The organism is Pontibacter aquaedesilientis (genome assembly GCF_014773225.1).
Lineage (GTDB): Bacteria > Bacteroidota > Bacteroidia > Cytophagales > Hymenobacteraceae > Pontibacter > Pontibacter aquaedesilientis.
The window spans coordinates 1-19,720 of the sequence record NZ_JACXAJ010000007.1; the positions used below are offsets into that span (position 1 = coordinate 1).

General features: G+C 48.8%; 18 protein-coding genes, 3 tRNA genes and 1 pseudogene. 12 read left to right on the forward strand and 10 right to left on the reverse strand.

What is annotated here, in order from left to right; all coding sequences use genetic code 11:
* Positions 1 to 109, forward strand: a pseudogene (locus tag H9Q13_RS18305) (IS1 family transposase); the annotation flags it as partial.
* Positions 110 to 192: 83 nt separating this feature from the next.
* On the opposite strand, the gene H9Q13_RS13430 reads toward H9Q13_RS18305, so the two are convergent.
* From H9Q13_RS13430 to H9Q13_RS13440, 3 genes are all read right to left on the reverse strand, one after another.
* Positions 193 to 357: a hypothetical protein gene (locus H9Q13_RS13430; protein ID WP_191184332.1), complete on the reverse strand. Its 165-nt coding sequence runs from the start codon at positions 355 to 357 to the stop codon at positions 193 to 195.
* A gap of 137 nt (positions 358 to 494) precedes the next feature.
* A complete protein-coding gene (locus H9Q13_RS13435; RefSeq protein ID WP_191184333.1) occupies positions 495 to 947 on the reverse strand; it encodes a hypothetical protein in 453 nt (150 codons plus the stop codon).
* A gap of 293 nt (positions 948 to 1,240) precedes the next feature.
* On the reverse strand, positions 1,241 to 2,437 hold the full coding sequence (locus tag H9Q13_RS13440) for a THUMP-like domain-containing protein (RefSeq protein WP_191184334.1): 1,197 nt from the start codon (positions 2,435 to 2,437) through the stop codon (positions 1,241 to 1,243).
* A gap of 196 nt (positions 2,438 to 2,633) precedes the next feature.
* Between H9Q13_RS13440 and H9Q13_RS13445 the strand changes: the two genes are divergently transcribed.
* Positions 2,634 to 2,792: a hypothetical protein gene (locus H9Q13_RS13445; protein WP_224744287.1), complete on the forward strand. Its 159-nt coding sequence runs from the start codon at positions 2,634 to 2,636 to the stop codon at positions 2,790 to 2,792.
* A 171-nt stretch (positions 2,793 to 2,963) separates the two neighbouring features.
* Positions 2,964 to 4,271, forward strand: coding sequence for an adenosylhomocysteinase (gene ahcY, locus H9Q13_RS13450; RefSeq protein ID WP_191184335.1), 1,308 nt, complete (start codon positions 2,964 to 2,966; stop codon positions 4,269 to 4,271).
* Between the two features lie 62 nt (positions 4,272 to 4,333).
* On the opposite strand, the gene H9Q13_RS13455 is transcribed toward ahcY, so the two are convergent.
* The 4 genes from H9Q13_RS13455 to H9Q13_RS13470 all read right to left on the reverse strand — a co-directional run bounded on the left by H9Q13_RS13455 (position 4,334) and on the right by H9Q13_RS13470 (position 10,784).
* Complete coding sequence (locus H9Q13_RS13455; RefSeq protein WP_191184336.1) at positions 4,334 to 5,065, reverse strand: glycosyltransferase; 732 nt, start codon at positions 5,063 to 5,065, stop codon at positions 4,334 to 4,336.
* A gap of 156 nt (positions 5,066 to 5,221) precedes the next feature.
* On the reverse strand, positions 5,222 to 5,971 hold the full coding sequence (locus H9Q13_RS13460) for a response regulator (RefSeq protein ID WP_191184337.1): 750 nt from the start codon (positions 5,969 to 5,971) through the stop codon (positions 5,222 to 5,224).
* Positions 5,972 to 6,001: 30 nt separating this feature from the next.
* Positions 6,002 to 8,974 (reverse strand): two-component regulator propeller domain-containing protein, encoded by a 2,973-nt coding sequence (locus H9Q13_RS13465; protein WP_191184338.1) that lies wholly within the window; start codon positions 8,972 to 8,974, stop codon positions 6,002 to 6,004.
* Between the two features lie 262 nt (positions 8,975 to 9,236).
* The gene (locus H9Q13_RS13470) at positions 9,237 to 10,784 is read right to left on the reverse strand and encodes a glycosyltransferase family 2 protein (protein WP_191184339.1); all 1,548 of its coding nucleotides are present in this window, start codon (positions 10,782 to 10,784) and stop codon (positions 9,237 to 9,239) included.
* A 273-nt stretch (positions 10,785 to 11,057) separates the two neighbouring features.
* On the opposite strand from H9Q13_RS13470, the gene H9Q13_RS13475 reads away from it, so the two are divergent.
* From H9Q13_RS13475 to nadD, 4 genes are read left to right on the forward strand one after another with little or no spacing between them, the layout of a single operon-like run.
* Positions 11,058 to 11,651, forward strand: a complete 594-nt coding sequence (locus H9Q13_RS13475; RefSeq protein WP_191184340.1) for a sigma-70 family RNA polymerase sigma factor — start codon at positions 11,058 to 11,060, stop codon at positions 11,649 to 11,651.
* Positions 11,652 to 11,676: 25 nt separating this feature from the next.
* Positions 11,677 to 11,958, forward strand: a complete 282-nt coding sequence (locus tag H9Q13_RS13480; protein WP_191184341.1) for a hypothetical protein — start codon at positions 11,677 to 11,679, stop codon at positions 11,956 to 11,958.
* A 6-nt stretch (positions 11,959 to 11,964) separates the two neighbouring features.
* Entirely contained in the window at positions 11,965 to 12,549 is a 585-nt protein-coding gene (gene gmk / locus H9Q13_RS13485) for a guanylate kinase (protein ID WP_191184342.1), read from the forward strand.
* A complete protein-coding gene (gene nadD / locus H9Q13_RS13490) occupies positions 12,546 to 13,118 on the forward strand; it encodes a nicotinate (nicotinamide) nucleotide adenylyltransferase (RefSeq protein WP_191184343.1) in 573 nt (190 codons plus the stop codon). Before gmk ends, nadD begins: the two co-directional genes overlap by 4 nt.
* A 144-nt stretch (positions 13,119 to 13,262) precedes the next feature.
* Here nadD and frr read toward each other — a convergent pair whose 3' ends face one another.
* The 3 genes from frr to H9Q13_RS13505 all read right to left on the reverse strand — a co-directional run bounded on the left by frr (position 13,263) and on the right by H9Q13_RS13505 (position 15,259).
* On the reverse strand, positions 13,263 to 13,826 hold the full coding sequence (gene frr, locus H9Q13_RS13495) for a ribosome recycling factor (RefSeq protein WP_191184344.1): 564 nt from the start codon (positions 13,824 to 13,826) through the stop codon (positions 13,263 to 13,265).
* A gap of 64 nt (positions 13,827 to 13,890) precedes the next feature.
* Complete coding sequence (gene pyrH / locus H9Q13_RS13500) at positions 13,891 to 14,676, reverse strand: UMP kinase (protein WP_191184345.1); 786 nt, start codon at positions 14,674 to 14,676, stop codon at positions 13,891 to 13,893.
* An 85-nt stretch (positions 14,677 to 14,761) separates the two neighbouring features.
* Positions 14,762 to 15,259: a biotin/lipoyl-containing protein gene (locus H9Q13_RS13505; protein WP_191184346.1), complete on the reverse strand. Its 498-nt coding sequence runs from the start codon at positions 15,257 to 15,259 to the stop codon at positions 14,762 to 14,764.
* Positions 15,260 to 15,345: 86 nt separating this feature from the next.
* Here H9Q13_RS13505 and H9Q13_RS13510 point away from each other — a divergent pair, with 86 nt between their 5' ends.
* The 5 genes from H9Q13_RS13510 (at position 15,346) to tuf (ending at position 19,696) form a co-directional block, all read left to right on the forward strand.
* Entirely contained in the window at positions 15,346 to 17,907 is a 2,562-nt protein-coding gene (locus H9Q13_RS13510) for a M1 family metallopeptidase (protein WP_191184347.1), read from the forward strand.
* Positions 17,908 to 18,059: 152 nt separating this feature from the next.
* A tRNA-Tyr gene (locus tag H9Q13_RS13515) sits at positions 18,060 to 18,142 on the forward strand.
* Positions 18,143 to 18,180: 38 nt separating this feature from the next.
* Positions 18,181 to 18,253 (forward strand) — tRNA-Gly (locus H9Q13_RS13520).
* A gap of 113 nt (positions 18,254 to 18,366) precedes the next feature.
* A tRNA-Thr gene (locus H9Q13_RS13525) sits at positions 18,367 to 18,438 on the forward strand.
* Positions 18,439 to 18,508: 70 nt separating this feature from the next.
* Complete coding sequence (gene tuf / locus H9Q13_RS13530; protein WP_191184348.1) at positions 18,509 to 19,696, forward strand: elongation factor Tu; 1,188 nt, start codon at positions 18,509 to 18,511, stop codon at positions 19,694 to 19,696.
* Positions 19,697 to 19,720 lie beyond the last annotated feature (24 nt).

Genomic DNA, 19,720 nt, shown 5'->3' on the forward strand with positions numbered 1-19,720 from the left:
CAGAAACCGAAGAATCGTGAGAAAAACGGCCTGCTTCTCCAAAAAAGAGCAGAACCATTACAGCGCCATGAAGCTAATTTTCTATTATAGAAACCATCATACATTGTAGACCACAACCAAAAATTAATCCCCGTCAGCTACTGCAATCATTGCGGTAACTGACGGGGAAAATAGAATGTGAGCTTGTCTTATTTATTTCTTCTGCTCATTATCGGTACGTGCCTGGGGCGTTGGGTTATTGGAGCCCATCTTGCCCACGGCGTCCTGGTCCAGGTTGTTGCCAATGTCCTTTGTTTTGCCGGTTTTTTCCTTGTTCGTATCAGTTTGCTGGTTCTTATTCTCTTTCTCGTTTTTCATAGCTGTATAATTTAAATTATCTTGTCATATCGTTTTACGGTACCATGGCCCGCTGGTTTGTGCAACCCGCCAGGTACAGAAAAGCCCGTGACATAGGCCACGGGCTTTTCTGATATCTAAATGTAAGCTAAACTCAATTAGGAATTGTTTCTGTCGCTTTCAGATGAATCCTGGTTGCGGTTGCTCGATGAAGAGCTGTCGCTCTTATGGCTCTGCTTTCCGGCTTCAGCATGTCCCTGCGGATCACCGTGCCAGCCGCGTCCCTGGCTTTGGCTGCTGCGAGCCTGGGGTTGGTTGCTGCTGCTGGCTTGGGTTTGATTGCTCTGCGACGAACTTCTGTTGGTAGAAGAAGATGTGTCGTTTTTGTGGCTCTGGCGTCCGGCTTCGGCGTGTCCCTGCGAGTCGCCGTGCCAGCCTTGGCCCTGATTGCTGCTACGTGCCTGCGACTGCTGGCCGCTTTGCGACGTAGGGTTGTTTTGCTGAGAGGATGAGCCCTTGAACTGACCAGACTCATCTCTGTTTTGATTTTGGTTTTTTGGGTTTCTATTCTGGTTTTCCTGATTCAGGTTTTCTTCATTATTGCGTTTCATAGCTTGTTAAATTTGTTTTAATGGTACATATCCCGATCTAGTCGGGGTCTCCTGTTTTACGGCATAAGCAACTAACAGTTAGGGGTTTAAAGACAAGTTAGGTATAGGCGGAATAGTACTTTGCTCATCAAAATACAGTATGGGTATATAGCTTTATGCAAGTATAACAGCAGGTGTATGTAGTTGTGGTGTAAGTCGTTGCCATCCCAAAGCAGCGCCTGAGTCCAGTGAGTGATTAGGATTAAAGCAGGAGAGAGGAATCGGAAAAGGGCTGAAAAAAATCAGAATAAATTTTAGGCTACGGTAGGTATAGCTTTCCGGCAATACACCACTATCGGCTTCTGGTGCATATCCGTCGTGAAGAAAAGATAGTCAGTGCCACCTTCTTTTATACATGTTTTCTTTCGGATATCGGCTACCGACTCAGGGAAATTGCGAACCGTGATGTTGGCTTTGCGTGAGGGGAGCCGGGCCAGTAGCTCTTTTTTGTTGTATCGCCCCACGCCCTGGCATTCGAATATCCTCCCCGGAAAATCAGGTAGGAGGACAGCAGAGGTATAGAGGTGGCTGTTCGGATGCAGCTTTTGTAACCCATACTGGATGGCCACGCTTCGGTAAGCCCCAGACTTAAGAATAGCGGAGTTGGGTTCGTATAGGTAACGCTGCGGATCAGCAAAGCCTGCCTTCGCCTGGTCCTCCTGCGATTTGGTGAAGCTCAGTTTCTGTGATGTGCCGTTGGACAGGATATTCACAGTATGTAACTCCGGTTCTATACCTGCTGATGGCTCGATAAGGTATAGCACCTCTTTGCACTCGTTCTGAAGGGCTACTACCCATACTTTCGTAACGGTGCCCAACTGCTCTACGGCCAGGTCAATATCGAGCATGGGAGAAGTCTTGAGTAATACGGCATTTGCTTTTTGTAGCAGTAAAGGCAACAACCGCAGCACATCGGGCTCGCAGTCTTGCAGCAAGTGCACCTTCTCAGCCCGTTCTCCGCGCCGCGCCGGGTCCAGGTATAGCACATCTGCTTTTCCTTCGAAGGTCTGCAAAAAATCTTCTGCCGTGGAGTTTAAAGCTTCAACATTGTCTGCGCCCAGCAACCTGAAGTTATGGGCCGCTACTTCCGACAGTTCGCTGTTCTGCTCTATATGCACCACCCGCTCAAACTGCCTGGCAAAGTAGAAGCTGTCCACGCCAAAGCCACCGGTGAGGTCTATCAGTAACTTCCCCGAAAAAAAGGAGGCCTTAAAAGCAGCAGCGGCTTCGGAGGAGCTTTGCTCTACTGATACAGCTACCGGAAATACCACATCGGTGTTAGTTACCCAGGTTGGCAGTTTGTCAGCGGCCTTCTGGCGTGCCTGTATCTGTTTGACCAAGTCAGCAACAGGCAGGTTGGGATAACGGCTTGCCTGCAGCATCAGCTCGGCAGGGCTCCGGTGCTGGTGCTGTTGAATAAACGCTTGTTCTTGCTGGGTATAGGGCTTCATGTGTGTTGGCAAAGATACGAATCTTTGCCAACCTGTTTTTTTCTGATAAAATCATTCTGTTCAAACAATCCCTAAATCAACTGGTTTTATTCACAGTTAAAAGAAGTTTTTATTAACCTAATGATTGAATGGACTATGAAGAAATGGATGAAATCATGCTGCTGATTTCACGCCTGTTGATGCCACCTCCTATGATTTGGAAGTAAGACTGGCTGGAACGAATACAGTGGTGTTGTCAGTGCCTGGCGTGCAGGTGGCTAGTGGCCGCATCTATACCATATTTGCGAAAGGGTTTGTCGCCCCGCCGTCAGACAACAACAATACCCTTGGTGCCGAAGTGATCATCAATAGATAATTCTCCGGAACCAGCATGCATACCAAAGCCTGTGCTGCCAGTACAGGCTTTGGTATGATGTGTAAATTATAAAAGGCTGATAATAAGGTAGTATGCCAAGTGAGGGTTGAAGAAGAGAAAGAAATTTTGTAATTTTGTGCTCCTTTAAGAAAATATTAGAATTTAAAGAATATGATAGATACAACACTCAAGTACAAAGTAAAAGATATTTCGCTGGCCGAGTGGGGCCGCAAGGAGATCAGACTGGCTGAGGCTGAAATGCCGGGCCTGATGGCGATCCGTGAGGAGTACGGTGCAAGCAAGCCGCTTGCCGGAGCCCGTATTGCCGGTTGCTTGCACATGACCATCCAGACAGCTGTACTGATCGAAACATTGGTAGAGTTGGGTGCTGAGGTAACCTGGTCTTCGTGCAATATCTTTTCGACGCAGGATCATGCGGCGGCGGCTATCGCGGCGGCTGGCATTTCGGTGTATGCCTGGAAAGGTATGACGGCCGAGGAGTTTGACTGGTGCATCGAGCAGACCCTGTTCTTTGGTGACGAAAGCAAACCGTTGAACATGATTCTGGACGATGGCGGTGACTTGACCAACATGGTGCTTGACAAATACCCAGAGTTGGCAGCTGGTATTAAAGGCCTTTCTGAAGAGACGACCACCGGCGTGCACCGTCTGTATGAGCGCATGAAAAACGGCACTCTGCCAATGCCTGCCATCAACGTGAACGACTCGGTTACCAAGTCTAAGTTTGACAACAAGTATGGTTGCAAGGAGTCTTTGGTAGATGCGATTCGTCGTGCTACGGACGTAATGATGGCCGGTAAGGTAGCGGTAGTAGCCGGCTACGGTGACGTTGGAAAAGGCTCTGCTGCTTCGCTTCGTGGTGCCGGTGCCCGTGTAATTGTTACAGAGATCGATCCAATTTGCGCTTTGCAGGCTGCCATGGATGGCTTTGCAGTAAAGCGCATGGTGGACGCCGTGAAAGAAGCGGACATTGTGGTAACTGCCACTGGTAACAAAGACATCATTTCTGAGGAGCATTTCCGCAGCATGAAGGACAAGGCCATTGTTTGTAACATCGGTCACTTCGACAACGAAATTGACATGGCTTGGCTGAATGGTGCTTACGGCGACACGAAAGACACCATCAAGCCGCAGGTGGACCTTTACAACATTGATGGAAAAGACATCATTGTGCTGGCTGAAGGCCGTTTGGTAAACCTGGGTTGCGCGACTGGTCACCCATCTTTCGTGATGTCAAACTCTTTCTCAAACCAGACACTGGCACAGTTGGAGCTTTGGACAAACGCTGACGCGTACGAGAACAAGGTATACACTTTGCCAAAGCAACTCGACGAGAAAGTAGCCCGCTTGCACCTGAGCAAGATCGGTGTGGAACTGGATGAACTTCGCCCGGACCAAGCTGCCTACATTGGTGTGGAAGTGGAAGGCCCTTACAAGCCGGAGTACTACAGATACTAATCTAAGGTATAGTTATAAAACAGAAAAGCCGGGGCTAATGTCCCGGCTTTTCTGTTTTATAACTAGTCTTTAAACTTGCCCATCTTCAGTAGCTTGTATACCGAGGCTTTGGCCTGTTTAAACTTGTTGTCGAGTTTGAGGTACTTGTTTGCTTTGTCACGGAAGTGGATGCGGCGGTGCCAACCCAGGTGGTTGGTGTAAGGCTCCTCCAGTATAAAAGCGGTATAGCCCAAGGCAGAATAAAAATCGGAGATCTCCCGCTCAAATTGCCCGGGCGTATATTGTTCAAAGCGGCCCATCAAGTGATAGTCGCTTATCCGCTTTAGGCTAGGGTTGAGGGTAAAGATGTCTTTTTTGACCTCACGGTACTTTATACCTTGAAACTCCCGCACTTCATCAGCAAAAAAACCTGCGGGGTATTCATCGGCGCTCCGGCCCCATACCGTAATCAGTTTGGGGTTATGCTCCATCAGCGTGAGCGATTCTTCGATAAAGCCTTTGCGCAGGAAATCCCAGTCGTCCTCACAATGAAAGACATACTCCGTGCTTACTTGGCTATACGCCCTGTCAATGCTCTTTTGCTGGCCCAGCTGCTCAGGATTCACGATAGTTTCAAACTGGCCATAATCGAACTTTGCCAGCACATTTTCCAGCCCTCTTTGGTTGCCGCTGTCCTCTATCACCAGGACCTTCTCGACAGGGTAAGTATTATGTTTGAAAAAGCTACGGAGCGTGGCTTCAAGCAGGTCAAAGCGGTTGCAACTGGTAATAACGACGGTGATTCCTTTAGGCATAGCAGGGACAAACTGATTACAAAACAAGCGCTATACCGCGAGGGCATAGCTGGCCCTATAGTGCAAAGATAAAGATGCCCGCAAGATAAATGCCTTAGTAGCCAGTATATTTACTTGTTGGGTTGCATTGATAGCGTCTTGAACCTGGTAGGCTCATTAAATGATATTGAAGCGCGACATCAGCGTCTTCTTATAGGATTTCCCAATCGGAACGTCCCCTTTGGAGAAAACCACCGAGTTTTCTTCGAGAGCCTCCACCTTGTCGAGGTTGGCGATGTAGGAGCGGTGCACGCGCACAAAGTTTCCGGACGGCAACTTGTGTTCCATGTCCTTCAGGGTAGAACTTACCAGGTATTTCTGGTCTGCGGTTACAATAAAGGAATAGTTGTCGTAAGCCTCCACCCACAGGATGTCGCTGTAATGCACTTTGATGATGCGGTGCTTTACTTTCACAAAGATATAATCGGTCTGCAGGTCGCTCTCTTTGTGGCTCTTGGGCGAAGCCGGTCCTTCCGCATCCCCGTTCTTGGCATTGCTGTCGTGCTTATACAGGGCGATCTCGATTGCGGAGCGAAGATTTTTCTCATCAAAAGGCTTCGCCAGGAAACCATCGGGTTCGGTTTTTTTGGCTCTGTCAAGAGTATCCTTATCTGCGTAGGCAGTCAGGTATATGAAAGGGATATGGAACTCCTCCTTTATCTTCGATCCGATCTCTATCCCATCCGCATCCCCTTTGAGGTTCACATCAAGCAGTACAAGGTCTGGCTGCATGGTCCGGATCATCTCAAGGGTATTTTCACCGGAGTCAATGGCGCATGCCTGATAACCCATCTCTTCGAGCGATGCGGCGATATCTTCAGCGATGATGACTTCGTCCTCCGAAATTAGAATTTTTGGTTTTGTCATAGCATTAATCACATACGTAAAATTGGTCATTTATGATGCCAAAACAAAATGTAATATTGAATTTGTACCATTATTATTTTTAAAATCAATCTTGCCGTTCAGTTTCTTCGTCAGCGATGTCACAAGGTGCAGTCCGAATGAGCGTTTTCTTCTATCCTCAAAATCGTCCGGGAGACCTATCCCATCATCTGCCACAACCAGTACGTAGGCAGGCTTATTCCTAGAGTCGAGACTGATGCGGAGCAGGCCAGTGCGATCCGGAAACGCATACTTCAGTGTATTGGACGCCAACTCATTCACGATCAGACCCAAGGATAAGGCTGTGTCGGCTTCCACCATCAAATTGGGAACATCGAGTTGCAGCCTGACCTGTTGGTTCGTTACGCCATAAGTTGCGTACAGGCCATCGCATATACTTTTAAAATAATCGTGAAGGTTAATGGCAGCCAGATCCTCATGCTGGTAGAGTCGCTCGTGTAAGAGGGCCATTGACCTGACCCGGCCCCTGATCGACTGCATAACCTCCAGCGCCTTCGGATCCTGAATGTGGCGGGCCTGCAGGTTGAGCATACTCATGATAATCTGCAGGTTGTTCTTCACGCGGTGGTGTATCTCTTTGAGCAGAATCTCCTTTTCGCGGTTTTTCTGTTCCAGCAATTCGGTGCGGTGCTGTACCTTCTGTTCGAGGAGCGAGTTCAGCTTCACAAGGCTGCTCTCCCGGAGCCGCACGATACTGATGGCCCCGCCCGAACCGATCAGCAGCAGCAGGACAATGAACCACTCCCGACGCCAGATAGGCGGCACAATCGAGAAAGAGTAGGTAAGCGGGCTCGGGGTCCAATAGCCGTCACCGTTAGAGGCAAGCAGCTGAAAGGTATAGTTGCCGGGGCCAAGGCTGGCATAGGTCGCAAAAGACTGGTCCGTGACGGCAGACCAGTTGTCATCGTGCCCCTTCAGTCTATACCTATACTTTACCCTATCCGGCGCGGTGAGTGAGATGCCGTGAAAATCGAAGGTGAGGTGGTTTTGGGTATGGGGTAGCTTCAGGTTGATGGGAAGTCCGTTGGTTGAGTCGACTTTATGCCCAAGGGCTTCCCAGTCAGTGGGCTTTAAAAACAGCATGATACTGGTCAGGACAGCATAGGGGTATACCCTGTTGCGGCGGTCCATGTCTGGCAGGTACATGGTCAGGCCTTTGGACGTTGCGAACCACACGGTGCCGTCAGGGGTTTGGGTGATGCCCTTGTTACTTACCTCCATCCCTCTGAAACCATCCTGGTTGGCATAGGACCTGAAACTGATTCGGCCTAAACGGTGCAGTTCATCAAGGCGCATCTTCAACACGCTTCTGCTGGTGCCTACCCACAGGAAGTTACTTCTGTCCACATACAGGCTTTTTATACCTTCGTTGGGAAGCCCACTTTGCGAGTTGTATACCTTGAGGGCCTTCCAACTATCATGGAAGGCCAGGATGCCATAGTTGAATCCCCCGAAATAGAGTGTGCCTTTTTTGTCTTCGGCTATTGTCAGTACTTCTTTGAAATTGGCTCCGCTCAGCTCCGGGGCAGGCACGACGTTTCCATTCTTATACCTGAATATGCCATTTTCGGCACCCAGCCATGTTCTGCCGTTTGTATCGCGGTGTATGGTGTATACCTTGCCGGTAATCCCGGGCGGTGAAACAGGAACGACAACTTGCTGGTTGACAGACATGATGGCCATACCTCCGGCCGTTGCCAGCAGCATGTTGCCGGCCTGGTCGGGCATGGCCTGATAGGTCTCTGCCGCGGGCAGCCCCTGCAGTGTGCCGTAATGCCTGACACTTTTGGGGCCTAACCTGTATACGCCCTGGCTGCTGCATACCCAAACGTCGTCTTCGTGCTGTACCCACATGCTGTGCAGGGTGGTTCCTGCGGGCCAAATGTCCGTCCTCAACCAATGGAGAATCCCTCCTTCCATATAAGCAGCATACCCGTCGTCTGTTCCAATCCATACCCTGCCTTTGGTGTCCTGGGCGAGTGCCGAGATCACGGGCTCTTTCACCTGCCCCATATCAAAGTAGTGCACAAACCAAGGGTTGCGGTACTGCATTAGCCCTTGCCCGGATGTTCCAATCCAGATATTGCCCTCCATGTCGGTGGCAATGGCGTTTACTTTGTCCGTGCGCAACCCACTGTAGCGGGTCAGGTGCTGAAACTGTTTGCCGTCGTATTTCAGAGCGCCTTTGTTTCGCATGCTGAGCCATTGGTGCCCATAGGTATCGGTGGTGAAGTCAGTAACGTCAGGAGAGAGCAGGCCGGGCGGAAGCGGGAATCGCTGCAGTTTGTTTTGCCGGAAAATGGCAACACCCTGTGTTGTGCCGACCCAAATAGTACCGGTAGGGGATTGACTAATAGCATTGACGGCATCGTCGGGCAGGCTGCTGTTCGAAGAAGTGTAGTGAGTTATACCTTGTAATGTGGCCCTATATACGCCCTCGGTAGCGCTACCTGCCCAAAGCTCATTGGCCGAAGTGGAAAGCAGAGCATTGTACCGAATAGGAGGCAATGAGTCATGCGATGCGAACTTAGTGCCGGACAGAGAGTATACACCACTGCCCGTCGCCACCCAGATCATGCCAAGGTTATCCTCTGCAATGTCGAACACGCCCCCCGGCGGCAGGCCAGACTCACCATCATAGGTATAGAAACGGTTCCTATTTAATTGCATCAGCCCCTTGTCGCGGGTGCCGATCCAGATACGGCGCTTGCTGTCCTGGAAGAGGCAACTGATGCTGTTGCTGCTCAGCCCATCGCGTTTGGTGTAGGTTTGGAAAGTGGTTCCGTCGAATCGGCTTAGTCCGCCGAGTGTGGCAACCCACAACTGTCCCTTATTATCCTGCAATATATCATTGACCTGAGACTGGGGCAGACCCTGCTCAAGTGACCAGTTGCGGAAGTTGAACTGCTGTGCCTGTGATGTAAGTGCAGGCAGCAGCAGAAAGAGAAGGGTGATGAAGCGCATCAAAAAATTGCAGGCTATAGTTCAGCAAGACATGCAGCTTTATTTTGGTTAAGTTAAAATAAATGCCGTAATGTTTATATTACTGATTTAGCAATAATTTGTTGCTCACGACTGCATCTCAGGCGATGTGCTTAAAATTCGGGACACAGGTATAGTAGGCAGGTTCGTGACAGGTAAAACGGCTACCTGATCAAGAGATGTAATTGTAAGCTATACCTGATGATCGATGGCCAGCAGGTATAGCGCAGTAAAGTAAATCTGTTCAATGCTGGTTAGCGGCGAGATGTCGGTTTATCCCGTTTGGGCAAAAGGTGCTTTTCTCTTCTATTGCCTTTTCCAGGATAGCGTCATTGGCATTGAGGCCGTTGCGGGTATTTTCCGGGTGGTATAAGTGGTAAGCAACACCTCCGAACTTCAGGTTGCGACGCGCTATACCTTGGTTAAGCAACCGAATCACAAACTCGCTGTCCTCTCGGCCCCAACCCACAAAGTCCTCGTTGAAACCGTTCACCTTCACCACGTCTGCGCGCCAGAAAGCCATGTTGCAGCCACGAACCGCCTTAATGTCCTTTTTGCGGGCACTGAACAAACCCGACAATGTTCCGGAACTAATGGCATTGAATCTGTTTTTTATACCTGCTGTAAAAGGCGTGATTTTGTCGATTTGGCCGTTCATCAAGCTTTGGCTGGTTTCGCTGCTCAGCAACACCCGCTTGCCCTGAATAAACTGATCTTTGCGGGCCATACGCCGATGGCTTTTCAGGAAGTCGGGGTGCAGCACCATGTCGCCATCCACCATCACCATGTACTCTCCGCCAGCCATGGCGATGGCTTTGTTGCGGATCTCAGCCAGTCGAAAACCGGTATCAGGGTGCCAGCAATGCCGCACCGGTACCGGCGACTCTTTGGCCAGCGCCTCGATCACGTCACGAGTATCTTCGCGGGAGCCGTCGTCTGCCACGATGATCTCACGCGGAAGCTCGCTCTGCCGGAAAGCACTCTTCAGAACAGTGGCGAGGGCCTCTTTCCAGTTATAGGTTGTGATGATCAGGCTGATGTCGAGGCGTTGGTTTTCTTCGTGCAGTTTCATGTATTTGTAAAAAGTGCCATTGGCATTGGAAAAGGCTATGGCCAGCCCTTCGTACCCATACAGAAACCCGCGTTGCAGCACATAGTTCCTGAAAAGTGAAAAAGCCCATTTTAAGCAGCTCTTCGCAGGCGAGGAGCTTTTACGGAAACGATTCTCCTTGGCGAAGAGCGTTGTATACTGGTTCAACTTGTCCAGTAGCTGCGCTATACTGTCAAAGGAGAAGTGCCTTAATGTACCTTGCAGGTTCTGAACATGCAGCCCTTTCGTCTGGATGTACTCATGCACTGGCAGATCTGCAAAACGGGTGGTGCCTTTGTGGTAAAGGCGCAATACCCAGTCATTATCCCATCCGCACGCCTTTATATGCCTTTTGCCATAGAAATTATGCCGCAGAAAACGGTATACCTGCTGAGGGTTGCTCAGGGCCAATTGGAGGATTTCATCAGCCAGCTCACGTGACAACACTTCATCACTGTCGATGGAAAGGATCCAGGGATGGGTGGCGTGCTGCGCCGCCAGGTTCTTCAAAGGTCCAAAACCAATGAAGGAATGCTCTACGATGCGGGTGTTCGGAAATCTTGTCGCTATGGCCATCGTATCGTCAGTAGAGCCATTATCCAGTACAATTACCTCTGGAAAGCGCTGCAGCGCCTCAAGGCAAGCAGGCAAGTGTTTTTGGCTGTTTTTGGTAAGAATCGTGACGGAGATCGGATGGCTCATGCGTGGTATTGCCCAAAATGATTGCGAGTGCAAAATTAAGTTTTAATGCTTAAATGCGTTAAAAAATTGCATTGGAACTGCTGAATGCTTTGAAAATCCGTATGTTTCTAAAAACGAATTGAATAGGCGTAGCCTGGGTGCCGCATGCAAGCCTATCCTCAGTTAGTGCCCCCTTGCAACCCTACAGGGCTAAGCAAGGTATGTAATTAAAATTTCTATATTTGCGTATAATTACGCGAGCAGGGCTTTGTTAAAAGTACAAAATCAAGTCAAATGAGCGAACAGACAGGTAAACAATTGAGTAAAGAGGAAAAAGATGCACGGTTTGAGGCCGAACTGCTGCCCGTGCTCGACCCTCTGTACAATTTCGCTTACAGGCTCACCCTCGACGAAGATGATGCCAATGACCTGGTGCAGGAGACGTATTTAAAGGCGTACCGCTTCTTCGATTACTTTGAGCAAGGAACTAATGCAAAAGCCTGGCTGTTTCGAATCCTGAAGAACTCCTTCATAAACGAGTTCCGGAAAAAGAGCAAACAGCCTGCCAAGGTAGACTACAGCGAGGTCGAAGGATACTACAATTCGGACGACGTGGAGGGTGAGGGCGGCGTAGCCACTACCACCGACATGCGCACCGAAAGTGTACAGGACCTGATAGGCGATGAGGTCGCCAGTGCCCTGAACGCATTACCGGTTGATTTCAGAACAGTCATCATTCTTTGCGACCTGGAAGGATTCACCTACGAGGAAATGGCCAAAATACTGGACATCCCAATAGGGACTGTGCGCTCCAGGCTTCACCGCGCCCGGAACTCTTTGAAGGAAAAGTTAGAGAAATATGCGAAGAGCATGGGATATAACGGTTAGCAAAATCTAAAGAGTTTGAGTTAAGATGGAATCAAAATTTACAGAAGCGTATCAGAAAATTTCTGAAGACGGGCACGAGTCAGAGTGCGACAAGGTGGCCCGTATGCTGGACCTCATGATTGATGGGGAAGCCTCAACAGAAGAGCAGTCTTATTTTAACACTCACATCGAAGAGTGCATTGCCTGCTTCGAAAGCCATCAAAAGCAAAAACTCCTCAAAGGGCTTGTCAGCGGTCATTTAAAGCGCGTAATTGTGCCGGAAAGCTTAGCTTTGTCCATTAAAGCCAGAATTCAAGTAACCGTATAACCTCCGATGCAAGGAAAGATTATCATTTTTTCGGCTCCCTCCGGTGCCGGCAAGACTACCATTGTAAAGCACCTCTTGCAGGTAAACCCTCATCTCGCCTTCTCAATATCGGCTTGCACCCGCGACAAGCGAGGCCGCTCCGAGGAGAACGGCAAAGACTACTACTTCATAACACCTGAAGAATTTAAGCAAAAAATCGCAAAAGACGAGTTTGTGGAATGGGAGGAAGTGTATGAAGGCGCTTTCTACGGAACACTCAAGTCAGAGATAGAGCGCATCTGGAAAAGCGGCAAGCATGTCATTTTGGATGTGGACGTAAAAGGGGGGCTCAGCATCAAGCATTTTTACAAAGAAAGAGCATTGGCCGTATTCGTAAAGCCTCCTTCAGTAGAAGAGCTTGCCAAACGCCTGCAGGCACGCAACACAGATTCTGCCTCCAGCATTTCCAGCCGTGTGTTCAAGGCGGAGTTCGAGCTTAAGTTCGAGGACCAGTTTGACAAGGTGATCGTGAACGACAACCTGGAGCAGGCTTGCAGCAGGGCTGAAAAGCTGGTAGAAGAATTCCTGAACGCGGAACCAGCAATCGTATGAAGGTAGGGCTGTTATTCGGCTCCTTCAATCCCATTCACATCGGGCACCTGATTTTGGCTAATTTCATGGCCAACAATACAGACCTGGACACAGTGTGGTTGGTAGTGTCGCCGCAGAACCCCTTTAAGCCAAGCAACACATTGCTTCACGAGTTCGACCGGTTGCACATGGTGTCGCTGGCGGTGGCCGATAACCCAAGCCTGGGAGTATCGAACATCGAGTTTAATATGCCTAAGCCGAGCTATACCATCGATACGCTTACTTACCTGCAGGAAAAGTATCCCAGCTATGAGTTTGTGTTGATCATGGGAGAGGACAATCTGCCTCTTTTTCCAAAATGGAAAAACTTTGAGCGCATTCTGGAGTATCACCGAGTATACGTATACCCACGTTCCGGTTCTGCAACCGAGGAGTTACCGGCCATGCCAAACGTGACTTTTATAAAGGCCCCCGTTTTGGATATCTCCGCCACATTCATCCGGAAGTGCATCAAAGAAGAGAAGTCGATAAAGTATATGGTGCCTGATGAGGTTGCCGAGTACATCAAAGTACACAAGCTATACCTATAGTTTGGGACGCAAGACATGGCATGTAAGACACAAAATTTTTTACCGTAAAAAGAAAAGCCCCGCAGCAGTGCGGGGCTTTTCTTTTTTGTTCACAGGAGTAAAGAAAGGTCTTGCGTCCTGTGTCTGATGTCTTGCGTTTTAAAACTAGACCGTCATGATCTCGGCTTCCTTTTTAGTAAGCAGTTCGTCCATCTTCACGATGTAGGCGTCTGTTAGTTTCTGCACTTTGGCTTCGGCGTCACGCACTGCGTCTTCTGATGTGCCTTCTTTCTGCAACTTTCTCAACGAGTCGTTCACGTCCTTGCGGATGTTACGGATGCTGATCTTACCGCTTTCAGTTTCATTCTTCGCTTGCTTCACGAGGTCACGGCGACGCTCCTCAGTCAGTGGCGGAATGTTCAGGCGAATCCCGTCAGCCTCAACCAGTGGGTTCAGGTTCAGGTCGCTGTTCTTGATTGCTTTGCCGATTTCTCCTACCATTTGCTTTTCCCATGGCTTGATCATGAGCGTACGGGCGTCCGGCGCAGTAATGTTGGCCACCTGTGAGATTGGTGTCTGGGAGCCATAATAATCCACACGCAAATCTTCCACCATGGCAGGGGATGCTTTGCCCGCTCTGATCTTAAGCAGTTCTGCATTTGTGTGCTGTAGTGCTTTTTGCATAGACTCCTCGGCTTCGCTGAGGTAAAACTGAATTTCTTCCGTCATATCAATTTTATCTTAAATAGGTTCTTCTGTTTGACTTTACTCTTTATTTATATGTGCAAAAGTACTAATTATTGTCAGATCTGCTGGAGCCTTCCGAAGCCTGCATTTTATCCACTGCCTCTTCTATAGAGTCTGCCAGGTCGTCCATGGAGACAAGCGTACCGATTTTTTCGCCCTGCACCAAACGCTTCAGGTTGTCGGCCTTGTTCATGTCGAACACAATGATTGGAAGGCCATTCTCCTTGCACAGCGTGAAAGCAGTCATGTCCATCACATTGAGTCCTTTCTCAAATACTTCTCTGAAAGAAATATTGGAATAGAAGATCGCATTTGGGTCTTTCTCCGGATCAGCAGAGTAGATGCCGTCCACACGGGTTCCTTTCAGTACCACGTCTGCCTCGATCTCGATGGCACGAAGACTGGCTGCGGAGTCAGTGGTGAAGTACGGATTGCCAGTTCCCGCGCCGAAAATCACGACGCGCCCTTTCTCGAGGTGGCGAACAGCACGGCGGCGAATGTACGGCTCGCATACCTGCTGGATGTTCAAACCGGAAAGCAAACGGGTATAAACGCCCAGCTTTTCGAGTGCGCTTTGCAGCGCCATGCTGTTGATTACGGTGGCCAACATACCCATGTAGTCGCCCTGCACACGGTCCAGTCCTACTTCTTCAGCCTGCACACCTCTAAAGATGTTGCCGCCTCCAATCACGACTGCTACCTCAACGCCCATTGCGGCAACTTCCTTTATCTCCTGCGAGTACTGCATCAGTCTGTTGGAATCGATGCCGTACTGCTGATCTCCCATCAGCGCTTCGCCGCTTAACTTCAGCAATATTCTTTTATACTTCACGGTCGTTTTATAGTAATGTTAATGTTTATGGATGCTCATGTTACGGGAAGGCAGGCTGTGCTGCCCATCGAGCAACACAAAAAAGTTAAAATAGAATCAAAATCTGGTTCTTTTCTACATTTTGCTTCACAGCTACCTTTACTTCCTTAACCACGCCATCACCCGGCGACTTCAGGATGTTCTCCATCTTCATGGCCTCCAGTATCATGATCGGGTCGCCCTTTTTCACTTCCTGGCCAGGCTGCACTTTTATTTCCAGGATCAAACCTGGCATAGGCGCCTTCACATCATTCACTTTCTGGGTGTTAGCGTTGCTCATACCGAGCTTATCCAGCAGGAGGTCAAAACGATCTTTCACGCTCACCGTCTGCTTCACACCATTTATCTTAAACGTGAATGTTTTGGATTGATAATCAGCCTCTACCAACTCTGCCGTGTAAGACTTGTCGTCTTTGATAATGTGGAATGAACTGGGGCCAATGGGAGAGATGTCCCAGTCGAAAGGTGTTCCGTTGAGGAGAATTGCGTCTTTTTGAATATCAACCTGCCATGTATTGTCGTTAGCGGTTTTTATCTGGAGCATCTTTATAAATCAGGTTTGGAAGCTTAAAGATAATTGATTTATCAGAGTATTTTTAGAAATTGAGCTCAAAATTAAAACATTCCATCATGAATCATAGGTTTTTGGGTATAGTTGGTTTAGCCACAGCGATGGCTTTTACAAGTGGCTGTCGTGTAAACAAATCTACAGGGGCAGCGCCGGCAACCGGACCAGTTGCCGATAAGCAGACTACGGCAGCAGTAGCCGCAGTGCCTGTTTGGGCTCCTAAGAATCACGCCTTCAATCCTTCCAAAACCCGTGTTCACGATCTGCTGCACACCAAACTGCGCATAAGTTTCGATTGGGAAAAACAGCACCTGCTTGGTATAGCCGAGTTGACGCTTAAGCCCTACTTCTATCCGCAAAACAAGTTGGTGTTGGATGCCAAAGGGTTTGATATTCACCGTGTGAGCTTGATGAATGGGTTCGACGCCAAAGAACTGCAGTATACCTATGACGGGATGAAACTCACCATCGATCTGGGCAAGACCTTTACCCGCAACGACAAGTTCGTTGTCGAGATCGACTACACGGCTAAGCCCAATGAACTAGCCTTGGGCGGAAGCGACGCGATTACCCAGGACAAAGGCCTCTATTTCATAAACCCAAAAGGCAAGGATCCCGACAAGCCACGGCAGATCTGGACACAGGGAGAGACTGAAGCCAACTCTGCCTGGTTTCCCACCATTGATTCTCCCAATGAGCGCATGACGCAGGAGCTATACCTTACAGTTGACCCAAAGTTCACAACGCTGTCCAACGGGACCTTTGTGTACTCGCGCAAGAACGCTGACGGGACCAAGACCGACTACTGGAAAATGGATATGCCGCATGCGCCATACCTCACCATGATGGCTATAGGAGAGTTCGCCGTCGTGAAAGACAAATGGCGAAACCTAGAGGTGAACTATTATGTAGAGCCGGCCTATGAAAAAACAGCTAAGAAAATATTCGGGCATACGCCGGAAATGATGGAGTTCTTCTCTCAAAAACTGGGTGTGGATTATCCTTGGTCTAAATACGCGCAAGTAGTAGTCCGTGACTTTGTATCGGGGGCAATGGAAAACACCTCGGCCTCTACCTTTATGGAAGATGTGCAACTGAATGAGCGTGAACTGCTGGATAAAAATTGGGACGGCATTATCGCACATGAGCTTTTCCACCAGTGGTTCGGCGATTATGTAACGACAGAATCCTGGGCCAACCTACCTTTGAATGAGGCTTTTGCCAATTACTCGGAATACCTGTGGGCAGAGCATAAGTTCGGTGCTGATGAAGCCGCATACCTGCACTTGGATGAGCTGGAGCAGTACTTGGACGAGGCGGAAACAAAGCGGGAGCCTCTGATCCGGTATCGTTATGCTGACCGCGAAGACATGTTTGATAGCCATTCCTACGCTAAGGGAGGGCGGGTGCTACACATGCTGCGCAAGTACGTGGGAGATGAAGCCTTTTTCGCCTCGCTCAACCGCTACCTTACCCTGCACAAATTATCTGACGTGGAGGTGGCTGAGCTGCGCATGGCCTTCGAGGATGTAACCGGAGAGGACTTAATGTGGTTTTTCGACCAATGGTTCCTGAGTGCCGGCCACCCGGAACTGAAGGTTAGCCATACCTATCAAAATGGAGGGCTCAGCCTGCAGGTATGGCAACAGCAAGATACGCTTTATGCACCTGTATACCGCCTTCCGGTTAAAGTGGTTACCTGGGAGAATGGTAAAAAGACAGAGCATGCGATCGAAATAACCAAAGCGAAACAAAACTTCCTTTTGCCCGTGAGCGCACAACCACAACTGGTGCTCTTCGACAGTGAACAGCAATTGTTGGGAACTGTCGATCATGCCAAGACAAAAGAAGAGCTGATCTTTCAATTCAGCAACGCGAAGCAGTTTAAGGCTAAATTGAACGCCTTGGAGCAACTGTTAGATGAGATGAGTAGTCCTGACATTCAGAAATTAATGCAAGTGGCCCTTCAGGATGACTTCTGGTTTATAAGAAACGTGGCACTAGAGGCTTTGGGGCAGCTCAAGGGGAAAGAAGCGATGGCGTTTGAGGCGAAGGTAAAGCAGATGGCGCAAAACGATAAGAAAAGTGATGTCAGGGCAGGGGCAATACTGGTGCTCTCAGGTTGGGAGACAGAGCAAGAAAAGTACAAGGCACTGTATGAGCAGGCCATGCGGGATAGTTCCTATAAAGTGGCTGCGGCAGGTATACTGGCTTATGCGGGAACCGGTGCAAAGGACGTAACGCAACGGCTGAGTGCGTTCGAGAAAGAAAAGAACGAGGAGATTGTGCTGGCGCTGGCTTCGTACTATGCTGTGCAGGGAGGACCAACTAAGTACGATTGGTTTATGAAGCAGACCAAAAACGCAAAAGGAGGCGCCCTGTATTACATGCTGCAAAGCCTGGGAGCCTATCTGGCCGTAAACCACGAGGCCAACACACCGGAGGCAATAGCAATGCTTGCAGACCTTGCGCAAAACCATAGCCAGTATTACGTCAGACTGGCTGCCTTCCAGGCGTTGATGGTGCTGTCAGAGCAGGCAGAAATATTAGAATTGCTAAAAGAGATAAAACAAAATGAAAAGGATAAAAGGCTTCTGGAGCTGTATAATCAACTTTCTATATGAAGGGGAGAAAAAAAAGTTGAGAAATTTTTGAAGAATATTTGACTCTAAAGAAAAAGCGCTTAATTTTGCATCTCCTTAGAACAAGGGGCTGGTTCAAAAGCCGGTTTTAAAGTGCTAAGGAGGGTTAAAAAAGTTAGCCCGGTTAAATATTAGGGGAGATTCCAGAGCGGCCAAATGGGACGGACTGTAACTCCGTTGTAGTGATACTTCGCAGGTTCGAATCCTGCTCTCCCCACATTAAAAACCACCTATTTAGGTTTAGTAACATTTGAAGCGGGAGTAGCTCAGTTGGTAGAGCGATAGCCTTCCAAGCTATAGGCCGCGAGTTCGACCCTCGTCTCCCGCTCAATTGCAAATAACGTGCTGCTTGTCATTTATGGGTTTGTTTTAAAGGAATTTCATGTAGATGGATTTCCTTTTTAGTATAAACGCATTTTTAGATAAGTGATGGTAAATAAAGCCGACGTAGCTCAGGGGTAGAGTACTTCCTTGGTAAGGAAGGGGTCGTGGGTTCAATTCCCATCGTTGGCTCAAAGCCCGTTACGTGTAAAGAAAGCGCAACATAACTTTAAACGTTTTAACCTTAATTTAATATCATACAATGGCTAAAGAAACATTTGACCGTTCCAAACCGCACGTAAACATCGGTACTATCGGTCACGTTGACCACGGCAAAACTACCTTGACTGCTGCCATTACGCAGGTATTGGCAAACAAAGGTCTGGCTAAGATGAGAGATTTCTCTTCTATCGATAACGCTCCAGAGGAAAAAGAAAGAGGTATTACAATCAATACTTCTCACGTTGAATACGCAACAGAAAACCGCCACTACGCGCACGTTGACTGCCCAGGTCACGCTGACTACGTGAAGAACATGGTTACTGGTGCTGCCCAGATGGACGGTGCTATCCTTGTGGTTGCTGCAACTGACGGACCAATGCCACAGACTCGTGAGCACATCCTTCTTGCTCGTCAGGTAGGTGTTCCTCAGCTGGTAGTATTCATGAACAAAGTTGACATGGTGGACGATCCAGAGCTTCTTGAGCTTGTTGAGATGGAAATCCGTGAGCTTCTTTCTTTCTATGATTTCGACGGCGATAACATTCCAGTTATCCAAGGTTCTGCTCTTGGTGGCCTGAACGGCGACACAAAGTGGGTAGGCACAATTGAGGCCCTGATGGATGCAGTTGATAACTTTATTCCAATCCCAGCTCGTTTGACTGACCTTCCATTCTTGATGCCAGTTGAGGACGTGTTCTCAATCACTGGTCGTGGTACTGTTGCTACAGGCCGTATCGAGCGTGGTGTAATCAACTCTGGTGAGCAAGTTGAAATTCTGGGTATGGGTGCTGAGAACCTGAAGTCAGTAGTTACAGGTGTTGAGATGTTCCGTAAGATTCTTGACAGAGGTGAAGCTGGTGACAACGTAGGTCTTCTTCTTCGTGGTATAGAGAAAACTGATATCCGTCGTGGTATGGTAATCTGTAAGCCAGGTTCAGTGAAGCCTCACATGAAGTTCAAGGCTGAAGTTTACGTTCTTTCTAAAGAAGAAGGTGGACGTCACACGCCATTCTTCAACAAGTACCGTCCACAGTTCTACTTCAGAACGACAGACGTTACAGGTGAGATCATGCTTCCAGAAGGAGTAGAGATGGTTATGCCTGGTGATAACATCACAATCGAGGTTAACCTGATCAACAAAGTAGCCATGGAGAAAGGTCTTCGTTTCGCTATCCGTGAGGGTGGTAGAACAGTAGGTGCCGGCCAGGTAACTGAAATCCTTGACTAATTATATCTAATTCAAACCCGTTTC

Coding starts and splice junctions, on each gene's coding strand:
- H9Q13_RS13430 (WP_191184332.1), bottom strand. CDS start 357: ATGAAAAACGAGAAAGAGAATAAGAACCAGCAAACTGATACGAACAAG.
- H9Q13_RS13435 (WP_191184333.1), bottom strand. CDS start 947: ATGAAACGCAATAATGAAGAAAACCTGAATCAGGAAAACCAGAATAGA.
- H9Q13_RS13440 (WP_191184334.1), bottom strand. CDS start 2,437: ATGAAGCCCTATACCCAGCAAGAACAAGCGTTTATTCAACAGCACCAG.
- ahcY (WP_191184335.1), top strand. CDS start 2,964: ATGATAGATACAACACTCAAGTACAAAGTAAAAGATATTTCGCTGGCC.
- H9Q13_RS13455 (WP_191184336.1), bottom strand. CDS start 5,065: ATGCCTAAAGGAATCACCGTCGTTATTACCAGTTGCAACCGCTTTGAC.
- H9Q13_RS13460 (WP_191184337.1), bottom strand. CDS start 5,971: ATGACAAAACCAAAAATTCTAATTTCGGAGGACGAAGTCATCATCGCT.
- H9Q13_RS13465 (WP_191184338.1), bottom strand. CDS start 8,974: ATGCGCTTCATCACCCTTCTCTTTCTGCTGCTGCCTGCACTTACATCA.
- H9Q13_RS13470 (WP_191184339.1), bottom strand. CDS start 10,784: ATGAGCCATCCGATCTCCGTCACGATTCTTACCAAAAACAGCCAAAAA.
- H9Q13_RS13475 (WP_191184340.1), top strand. CDS start 11,058: ATGAGCGAACAGACAGGTAAACAATTGAGTAAAGAGGAAAAAGATGCA.
- H9Q13_RS13480 (WP_191184341.1), top strand. CDS start 11,677: ATGGAATCAAAATTTACAGAAGCGTATCAGAAAATTTCTGAAGACGGG.
- gmk (WP_191184342.1), top strand. CDS start 11,965: ATGCAAGGAAAGATTATCATTTTTTCGGCTCCCTCCGGTGCCGGCAAG.
- nadD (WP_191184343.1), top strand. CDS start 12,546: ATGAAGGTAGGGCTGTTATTCGGCTCCTTCAATCCCATTCACATCGGG.
- frr (WP_191184344.1), bottom strand. CDS start 13,826: ATGACGGAAGAAATTCAGTTTTACCTCAGCGAAGCCGAGGAGTCTATG.
- H9Q13_RS13505 (WP_191184346.1), bottom strand. CDS start 15,259: ATGCTCCAGATAAAAACCGCTAACGACAATACATGGCAGGTTGATATT.
- H9Q13_RS13510 (WP_191184347.1), top strand. CDS start 15,346: ATGAATCATAGGTTTTTGGGTATAGTTGGTTTAGCCACAGCGATGGCT.
- tuf (WP_191184348.1), top strand. CDS start 18,509: ATGGCTAAAGAAACATTTGACCGTTCCAAACCGCACGTAAACATCGGT.